This is a genomic window from Undibacterium sp. Ji83W, from assembly GCF_049340385.1.
In the GTDB taxonomy this organism is placed as follows: domain Bacteria; phylum Pseudomonadota; class Gammaproteobacteria; order Burkholderiales; family Burkholderiaceae_D; genus Undibacterium.
The window spans coordinates 1-7,815 of sequence record NZ_JBMPOZ010000048.1 but is presented as its reverse complement, the minus strand read 5'-3'; the positions used below and the strand labels follow the sequence as shown (position 1 = coordinate 7,815).

Sequence of the window (7,815 nt, the reverse complement as noted above, 5' to 3'; positions counted from 1 at the left end):
CATTGACCAGGGCACGACCTGATTCATCTCGGATAGAAATACTGCTCGCTTCGTCGTCTTGGCGTAGCGTTCAAAGCCTCCTTGGGCAAATGTAGTCTGTTTCATGGCTTTAATGATTGACGGTGGAAGATGCTTCTATTAATGTTTCTGAATCAGATTGCGTTTACTTAATCAGAGATTCCTTAACTTTGAACTGCATAAAATGCTAAATCAAGCACTTACAAAACAGCCAGCAATTTAAGTCTGAACTATTTTTTCGTTTAACTCTGAATTCGTAAGGTTTTTTTTCATTTAAGTTTGAACTTGGGAACTGGCGGGAGAAAAAGAAAGGCAACTCCACAATATCTGGAGGGGACTATCTACTGAATAGAGCCAATCTTGGAAGCAGCTCAATGATTTTTATTACTTATATAAAGATCATCAACTAGAATAGCGGAATTTAGTCCTAAGGCAATTGAATTGCGTTTACCCATCGGTCAATAGCATACCCATGTCAAAACTTGAATCGGAACTCGCTCAGTTACGTGTTGAAAACGACATGCTCAAGCGCTTGCTGGCTACACATGGCGTCGCTATTCCAGGCGTTGTAGCAGATGCGAATCGAACAGGATATTTGCATTCCGAAGTTACGGTTACGGGAACGCTTTCGCCAGAGGCGAAGGTCAAATTGTTCCGCAAATTATTTCGTGGCCGGGAAGATGTTTACCCTGTGCGATGGACCAGTACCCAGACTGGTAAGGCGGGATACTCCCCGGTCTGCGCCAATGAATGGCGTCGAGGCGTTTGCGAGAAACCGCGTATCAAGTGCAGTGATTGTCAGCACAGTTTGTATGTGCCAATGACGGACCAGGTCATTTTCAATCATCTGAAGGGCGAAATAACCGCCGGCATCTATCCTCTGTTAGTCGAAGACAGGTGCCATTTCCTGGCTATCGATTTTGACGATGCCGATTGGCGCGAAGACGCCAAGGCTGTGTTACAGACTTGTATTTCTAATGGCCTTCCTGCTGCACTCGAAATTTCTCGTTCTGGGGAAGGGGCGCATCTATGGTTGTTTTTTAATGGGGCAGTCCTCGCGCGTGATGCGCGTCGTCTTGGCACAGCTTTAATCAGCGCCACTTGTGCCCGGACCAGGCAATTGAAGCTGAGTTCATATGATCGCTTATTTCCTAACCAGGATACGATGCCTAAGGGTGGATTTGGTAACCTGATCGCACTTCCTTTGCAAAAACTCCCAAGAGAATTGGGGCGTAGCGTGTTCGTCGACGAGAATCTCCAACCGCTGGCAGATCAATGGGCTTATCTAGGCAGTATTCAACCTATGCCTGCGGCTTTGCTGGAGCCGACCTTAACAAAATTGGTCGGTGATCGGCATCCTCTCGACATTGCCTACGCCGAAGTACCAGATGAGAATGCGGACACACCTTGGATCAAGGCGGCTAAACCTGATATCAAGCTCACTGGCACCATGCCAAAAGCAGTTGTCGCTACGATTGGCGACCAGCTATACATTGAGAAAGCAGGGTTGCCGCAGGCATTGATGAATCGATTGATTCGCCTGGCTGCGTTTCAAAATCCAGATTTCTATAAGGCACAGGCGATGCGTATGTCCACTTGGGACAAGCCACGCATCATAGGTCGTGCCGAAAATCATCCTAAGCACATTGCCTTGCCACGTGGATGTTTGCCAGATGCTAGTTCGCTCTTAAAGGCTAACAAGATTGAACTCCGGCTGACCGATGCTCGCACTATAGGTGTCGCGCTCAATGTTAGATTCTCTGGAACCTTGCGCGCAGATCAACAGGAAGCAATGGACGCGGTGCTACGCAAAAATTGCGGTGTGCTAGTTGCTCCTACCGCCTTTGGCAAGACAGTCATTGCCGCAGCAATCATTGGCCATCGAAAATGCAGCACGTTGATCCTGGTTCACCGGGCAGACTTGATGCGGCAATGGCAAGAGAGGCTAGGGAGTTTTTTGGACCTAGGGACGCAAAAAATAGGTTTGATTGGTGCAGGAAAAAGCAAACAAAACGGATTATTGGATATTGCCGTCATCCAGAGCCTGGCTCGTCGAGATGATTTGCCCGATTTTCTCAGTCAATATGGCCAGATCATTATTGACGAGGCGCATCACTTATCTGCGGTCACATTTGAATTGGTAACCCTGAACTTTCATGGGTTTCGTTCAGCTAACTCTGAACTTTTCGTATTACCGATTTTTATTCAAAATTTTCGGTCGCCTCCCATTCATGTGCCAGCTACCGTTAACCGGGCATTTGTGTTTGCGGGCGATCGTCTCGAAAATCGGCAGGAAACGGATTGCCCATAGTTTGATCGACTAATTGTCAACCGAGACACCATGCTCGTCCATCATCTACTCCAGATGTCGGTAGGTCAACGGGCAAGCCACATTCCAGCGGATGCATGCCAGGATCAAGTCGATTGGAAAACGCGATCCTTTGAAGTCGAGCATATCGATTTGTCCATTATTGAAAATCCGTAATCTACTTGGTCTGCCCGGCAGAATCCGCTAATGCGACAGAACCCTGCTTTAATCAGGTTGACCATCTGCTCGCGCACTAAGATAGACGGGTAGCATCATGGCGATCCAGCATGCCAGCAGGGCAAGCCAGGCTGTTGCGGAAGCGATGATGAGTATATCCAATGAAAGCAGACTGGCCAGAATGCGCAGCAAGGCTGCAAGATGTAGTCCCAGGTATATGCACCATAATAAATTCGATACCTGCAATGGCCGCCCGCTGTGGCCATAAGAGACTCTGCTGACAAAACCAACCAGCATGGTTCCCATAAAGCCCAAAGCCAGGGCATGTACGGACGCCGATCCTACTGCCATGCCAAATGCACTCGCAGCCTGTAGCGCGAATACGATTGCAAGCCAGGCAAACGAGAAGTGCAACATTGCCAGCATGCGATTTGCCAGGCTGCGCAACAAGCCCCAGCGCCAGGACGTATACATGAAGCTCAGGCTCATGACGGTTGCCGTGATTGCTTCCAGCATACGCCATTGCATACTACCGCTTAGTACTAGCAATGCGCACCCGCTCAACCACGTGCCTAGTAGCCAGTAGGGGCGCCAGATGATATAGGGTTTGAGCACGTTACCGCTAAAAAATGGCAACATGCGGTGACAGACAGTTAAAAACACGGGAAGTAAAAAGCCAAAGAAGGCGAATTGTCGTGCAATTACCCAAGCCCCAGACCAGCCGCCACTCCATATCAGTGTCGCTGCCAAAGCACTTGCACCGCCGCACATGGCAAGGAAGATAGCTGCCGCATGTTTTTTATCTGCTACCGTACTGCGTCGTATCAAGCTGCACCAGCGCCAGGTCACCGCCAGCCAGGCGCATAGCATCAGGGCAAACCCTGAGCTGCGCAAAGCAGGCAAGCCCAGGCTGGCCGCCAGCATGGCCAGTAGCAGGCCACAAAAATAGGTGGCACCATGCAGCAAGAAGTAATCATCCTCTGCGCTGACTGACAACCATTTTGGCCCCGCTGTAAAAGTAAAACCCAAAATAAACAAGGGGAAAACACCAAGTGGCATCAACAAGGCGTGCAAAGGTACGGCCATGGTTTGCGGATGTTGCAGTTGCAACCACCACCATAAAAACAGGATGAGGACGGACACCGCACCGAGAAAGAAATACAGCCTGTGAGGGGCAGTTGCAAGACGTTTCATGATCATCGATCCGGTAGGTAAGCGGGGGGCTTAAAATTGCCCACAAAAATTAAGATCTGCCATCAATCTGGTGGATCTATGGCACACAATGGCTGTAATGCATATTCAACCAATTGCCAGATTTGCTGCGTCTCATCGTCAGTGGCATCTGCATGGAAACGCTTGCGTGCTCCTTGCTGATTGAGCACCAGATGAACATCAGGGGTAACACCAGCTTGTCGCAGGCAGGCTTTGACGCAAGCCAGCGCACAGCCATCCAGCGCGAGTATGGGCCTGCCAGACTGTGCCAGCCTGACCAGGCTGAGCACGCCACCACCAACGCCGCTGATACATGACATTTGCGCCTTCTGTTCGCGGTCTAGCCGGACTGCGCAGTCATTGGCCAGTTGCGCAACACTGGAACATCCTGAGCAGGCATACACTAGCGGTAGTTGATCTGTTTTCATCACATGGCCTCACCTGCGTGCATGAAGTGCCGGGCGAACTGGCCTAGCCAGACGGGACGTTCGCTGGCGTCTATCCAGTATTTGACGGCGACGCCAAGTTCGGTGTCACCTTCCATCTTCAAACGGCGGCGGAAGAACAGGGTATCTGCATCTTCCTGACCTGTTGCCAGTTTTAAAAAATCCATGGTGCAGGCAGAGAGACTGACATCGGGCTGGGGCAGAGATGAAAGCGGCTTGAATTTGCCCTGGTCGCAATAAAAACAAAGTGACAGGCCCAGGTCTTCTACCTTGATACGAAAGCTCTTGCCATACAAACTCTCAGGGGCTATCAACAGGGCACGTCGCCTGGCCAGTTCCAGTATCAGCATCAGGGGTGCATTCGCTAACTGCACTGGCACATAGCTGCCCAGAGTTTGTATGCTTTCAGGAAAACGAAAATTACTCAAATCCATTTTATATCATCCTTGTTAACTGATATGTTCGCCAGCCAACCATTGCATGCCGGGTTTGTCCGTCCAGTAGCCATTGCTGCGTTGCGCATGTGGTGGCAACAAAGTTTCACTGACACTGGCACCCGTACTCATTGTCCTGGCACTGTCAAATGCAGCCACCACTGCTGCCATGCCTTGTGCCTGCGGTTGCAGACGCAAAATATCTACCTGCATGGCTGCCAGTTCTGGCAATTGCGCGCCCAGGTCAAGGCAACTGGCGCTCTGGGTCTGTATGCCGTTGATGGTCAAAAAGTCCTTGCCATCGCGGGTTGCCAAAGGCAAGCCGTCGGGATATTGTTCGCAGCGAAATTCACAACTGTCCTTGCGCAAGCGGTGATGCCGCGCCGTGAAGCAGCGCGATGAAAACGCCAATGCAAGACGCCCCCACACTTGCACTTCGGTCTGCATCTGCAACATCCGCTCGGCACACTGAAGTTGCAAGCTCGCCAGGTCATCACGCCCCATCTCTATCGGTGGCAAAAAGCGACTGGCACCCAGGCTAGCCAGCCATGCCAGTGTGTCTGTATGGTAGACATTCAAATGCGGGCCAGCGACAAAGGCCTTGCCCTGCATGGCGCGCACGGCACTAAAATCATTGGCCTCGACCAGAAAATCCTCGGCACAGGCGCGTTCTATCATCTTGTGCATATTGCGCCTGTCAGCTTCACTGTCTATCAGGGTCAGACTGGATAGCACCACTTGCTTGCCAGCAGCACGTAATTCTTTTCCCAGTGCCAACCAGTCATCCAGTTTCATCAAATGACGGCGTGAACAAATGACTTCACCAAGATAGACAATATCGACCGGCCATTGCATGGCATCGACATAAAAACTTAAAGTGTCCTGCTTTGACCAGTAATAGGCCAGAGGTGCGAGAGAAAGCAAAGGTCTTGTTGACGGTAAGCTGGCAGACATATTCATTTCCATGGGCGTTCAAAAGCACCCTGAGTCACCTGCGCACCTTCGGCATGGCGAGCAAGGCTGGTTTGCCAGTCGGTACGGGGTGTATAACGTTCAGGGTCGCGTTGTGCTGCATCGAGTGCAGCGCGCAAGGTGCCGACAACCTGGCTGACGTAGCTGGGGCTGCGCTGGCGGCCTTCTATCTTGATAGCGGCTACGCCCATATTGATGAGCTTGGGTAGCAAACCTATTGCATTCAGGCTGCCTGGTTCTTCCAGTGCATAATCTATTTCACCTTCGACTTCAAAGCGTCCTTTGCACAAAGTCGGATAACCGGCTGCTTCACCTTGTGCATAGCGGTCTATCAGGGTACCGCCAAGGCGGGCATACATGGCCTGATCTTTCTCTTCCCAACTTACCGCATGGGCTGGTGAGCAAACGCCTTTGTTGTTCGGTGAATCACCAGTGACATAGCTGGATAAAAGGCAGCGTCCTTCGGCCATGACGCATAGACTGCCAAAGCCGAAGACTTCGATTTCCACACTGGTCTGGCGGATGATTTTTTCTATCTCTGCCAAGGTCAGGACACGGGGTAATACAGCACGTCTGATGGCAAATTGCTCTCGCATGAGTTCGATTGCATCCAGGGTACTTGCGGACCCCTGTACGGACAAGTGCAGGCGCAAATCCGGGTAACGGTCACGGGCATAAGCCATCAAACCCGGGTCAGCCAGTATCACCGCATCTGCACCCATCTGTACCGCAGTATCAATTGCCGCCCGCCATTCGGCAACAGCACGCGCCTGCGGATAGGTATTGATGGCAAAAAGAATTTGCCGGCCACGCGCATGGGCATAGGCAAGGCCTTGCCGTATGTCATTGTCGCCAAAGTTGAGGCCACCAAAATTACGCGCATTGGTCGCATTGCGCAAACCAAGGTATACCGCGTTTGCCCCTTTATCTACCGCTGCCTTCAAGGCAAGCAGACTACCGGCAGGAGCCACCAAGTCTATAGGTTTCATGATTCAGATGGTAATGAAAATTATTCGCATGGTCATTGTCCTGGGTCAACAAAGCAGCATCCCTCCGCGCTTTAAGCCAATGCATGAATATTTTTCTGATAAGACTTGAGTGCTTCTTCGGATGCTATATGTATGCTGGCACCACATACCTTGATCAAATGCTCATCCATCAGTTGATGCAGGACACGGGACAAGGTTTCTGGCGATAAATTCAGCAATGAGGCAACCAGGTGTTTTTTGAGTTCGAGACGGATATCATTGCTATGCTGGGAGGCGGATAGCTGCAAGAGATAATCGATCACTCTCTGGGTGGCATTTTGCAGGGAATAACGTTCTACATTGCGGATAAAACCCAATAGACGATAAGACAAGCCTGCCAGCATTTGCCGGGATATCGACGGTGAGCGGTCGAGCAATTGCAACAGTGCATGACGGGGGATTTTCAGCAGCAGCGTGTTCTCCAGGGCTTCTGCATAGAAGGGGTAGGGTTCATCCAGGAACATCATGGCTTCACCCAGGCTTTGTCCGCCGCGCATCAGTTCGAGGACTTTATCATTGCCTTGGGAAGAAGGCAGGCATAGCTTGACCAGGCCAAAAACCACGATGTAGGTAGCTTCTGCCATATCGCCTTTGCGAAACAGCATCTCGCCTTTGTCCAGCTCCAGCTTGACCACTTCTTTTTGCAGTTCGCTGACATCTTCCTGCGAAATATGGCGGAACAAGGCGTGATTTTGCAGCAGGCCCAATAAATTTATTTTCGTCATCACAGATCTCCAGCAAACTGATTGAGATCAAGTGTAGGAGTGATGCGGTGATCTGCCTATACGCCGGGAGGACTAGGCCGCTGCTGCAAATGGATGATGAACTTTAGAACTCATTTCATAAATAGGATGAGTGCGAACAAGGCGATTTGGGATGCAGTGCAAGGCGTGACCCGCTGCTAAGGCTGGTGCCTTAGCGAGGGGCGCAACGCTGCAATGCGCCCAAATTGCCAGTTCCCGAAGGGTTTGCCTCATAACGCGTGCTGGACTGCGTTGGACTCGTTATCAATAGTACCGCTATTGACTGCCTCGTCCGCCTTGCCAGCCCACGTTATGAGGCAAACGCATCTCACCCTATTTATGAAATGAGTTCTAGGGAATCTCTGATTAAGTATCCGAGTATTGATTTAGAAACGTTAATATAAGCCTATTCTCATTGAATCCCGAATGCCATGAAACAGACAACTTTTGCCGAAGGTGGCTTTGAACGCTACGCCA

7 protein-coding genes are annotated in these 7,815 nt (G+C 50.7%); 1 reads left to right on the top strand and 6 read right to left on the bottom strand.

Going from position 1 to position 7,815, the window contains the following annotated elements:
• The first annotated feature begins 490 nt into the window (after positions 1-490).
• Complete coding sequence (locus tag ACO0LD_RS31575; protein ID WP_423013479.1) at positions 491-2,329, top strand: TOTE conflict system archaeo-eukaryotic primase domain-containing protein; 1,839 nt, start codon at positions 491-493, stop codon at positions 2,327-2,329.
• Positions 2,330-2,551: 222 nt separating this feature from the next.
• On the opposite strand, the gene ACO0LD_RS31570 is transcribed toward ACO0LD_RS31575, so the two are convergent.
• The 6 genes from ACO0LD_RS31570 to ACO0LD_RS31545 form a co-directional block, all read right to left on the bottom strand.
• A complete protein-coding gene (locus ACO0LD_RS31570) occupies positions 2,552-3,697 on the bottom strand; it encodes an NnrS family protein (protein WP_423013477.1) in 1,146 nt (381 codons plus the stop codon).
• Positions 3,698-3,759: 62 nt separating this feature from the next.
• Positions 3,760-4,143, bottom strand: coding sequence for a putative zinc-binding protein (locus ACO0LD_RS31565; RefSeq protein ID WP_423013475.1), 384 nt, complete (start codon positions 4,141-4,143; stop codon positions 3,760-3,762).
• A complete protein-coding gene (ubiT, locus tag ACO0LD_RS31560) occupies positions 4,143-4,595 on the bottom strand; it encodes a ubiquinone anaerobic biosynthesis accessory factor UbiT (RefSeq protein WP_423013472.1) in 453 nt (150 codons plus the stop codon). Before ubiT ends, ACO0LD_RS31565 begins: the two co-directional genes overlap by 1 nt.
• A 15-nt stretch (positions 4,596-4,610) precedes the next feature.
• Positions 4,611-5,549: a U32 family peptidase gene (locus tag ACO0LD_RS31555; RefSeq protein ID WP_423013470.1), complete on the bottom strand. Its 939-nt coding sequence runs from the start codon at positions 5,547-5,549 to the stop codon at positions 4,611-4,613.
• Positions 5,550-5,551: 2 nt separating this feature from the next.
• On the bottom strand, positions 5,552-6,556 hold the full coding sequence (gene ubiU, locus ACO0LD_RS31550) for a ubiquinone anaerobic biosynthesis protein UbiU (RefSeq protein WP_423013468.1): 1,005 nt from the start codon (positions 6,554-6,556) through the stop codon (positions 5,552-5,554).
• Positions 6,557-6,627: 71 nt separating this feature from the next.
• The gene (locus ACO0LD_RS31545; RefSeq protein WP_423013466.1) at positions 6,628-7,320 is read right to left on the bottom strand and encodes a Crp/Fnr family transcriptional regulator; all 693 of its coding nucleotides are present in this window, start codon (positions 7,318-7,320) and stop codon (positions 6,628-6,630) included.
• Between the last annotated feature and the right edge of the window lie 495 nt (positions 7,321-7,815).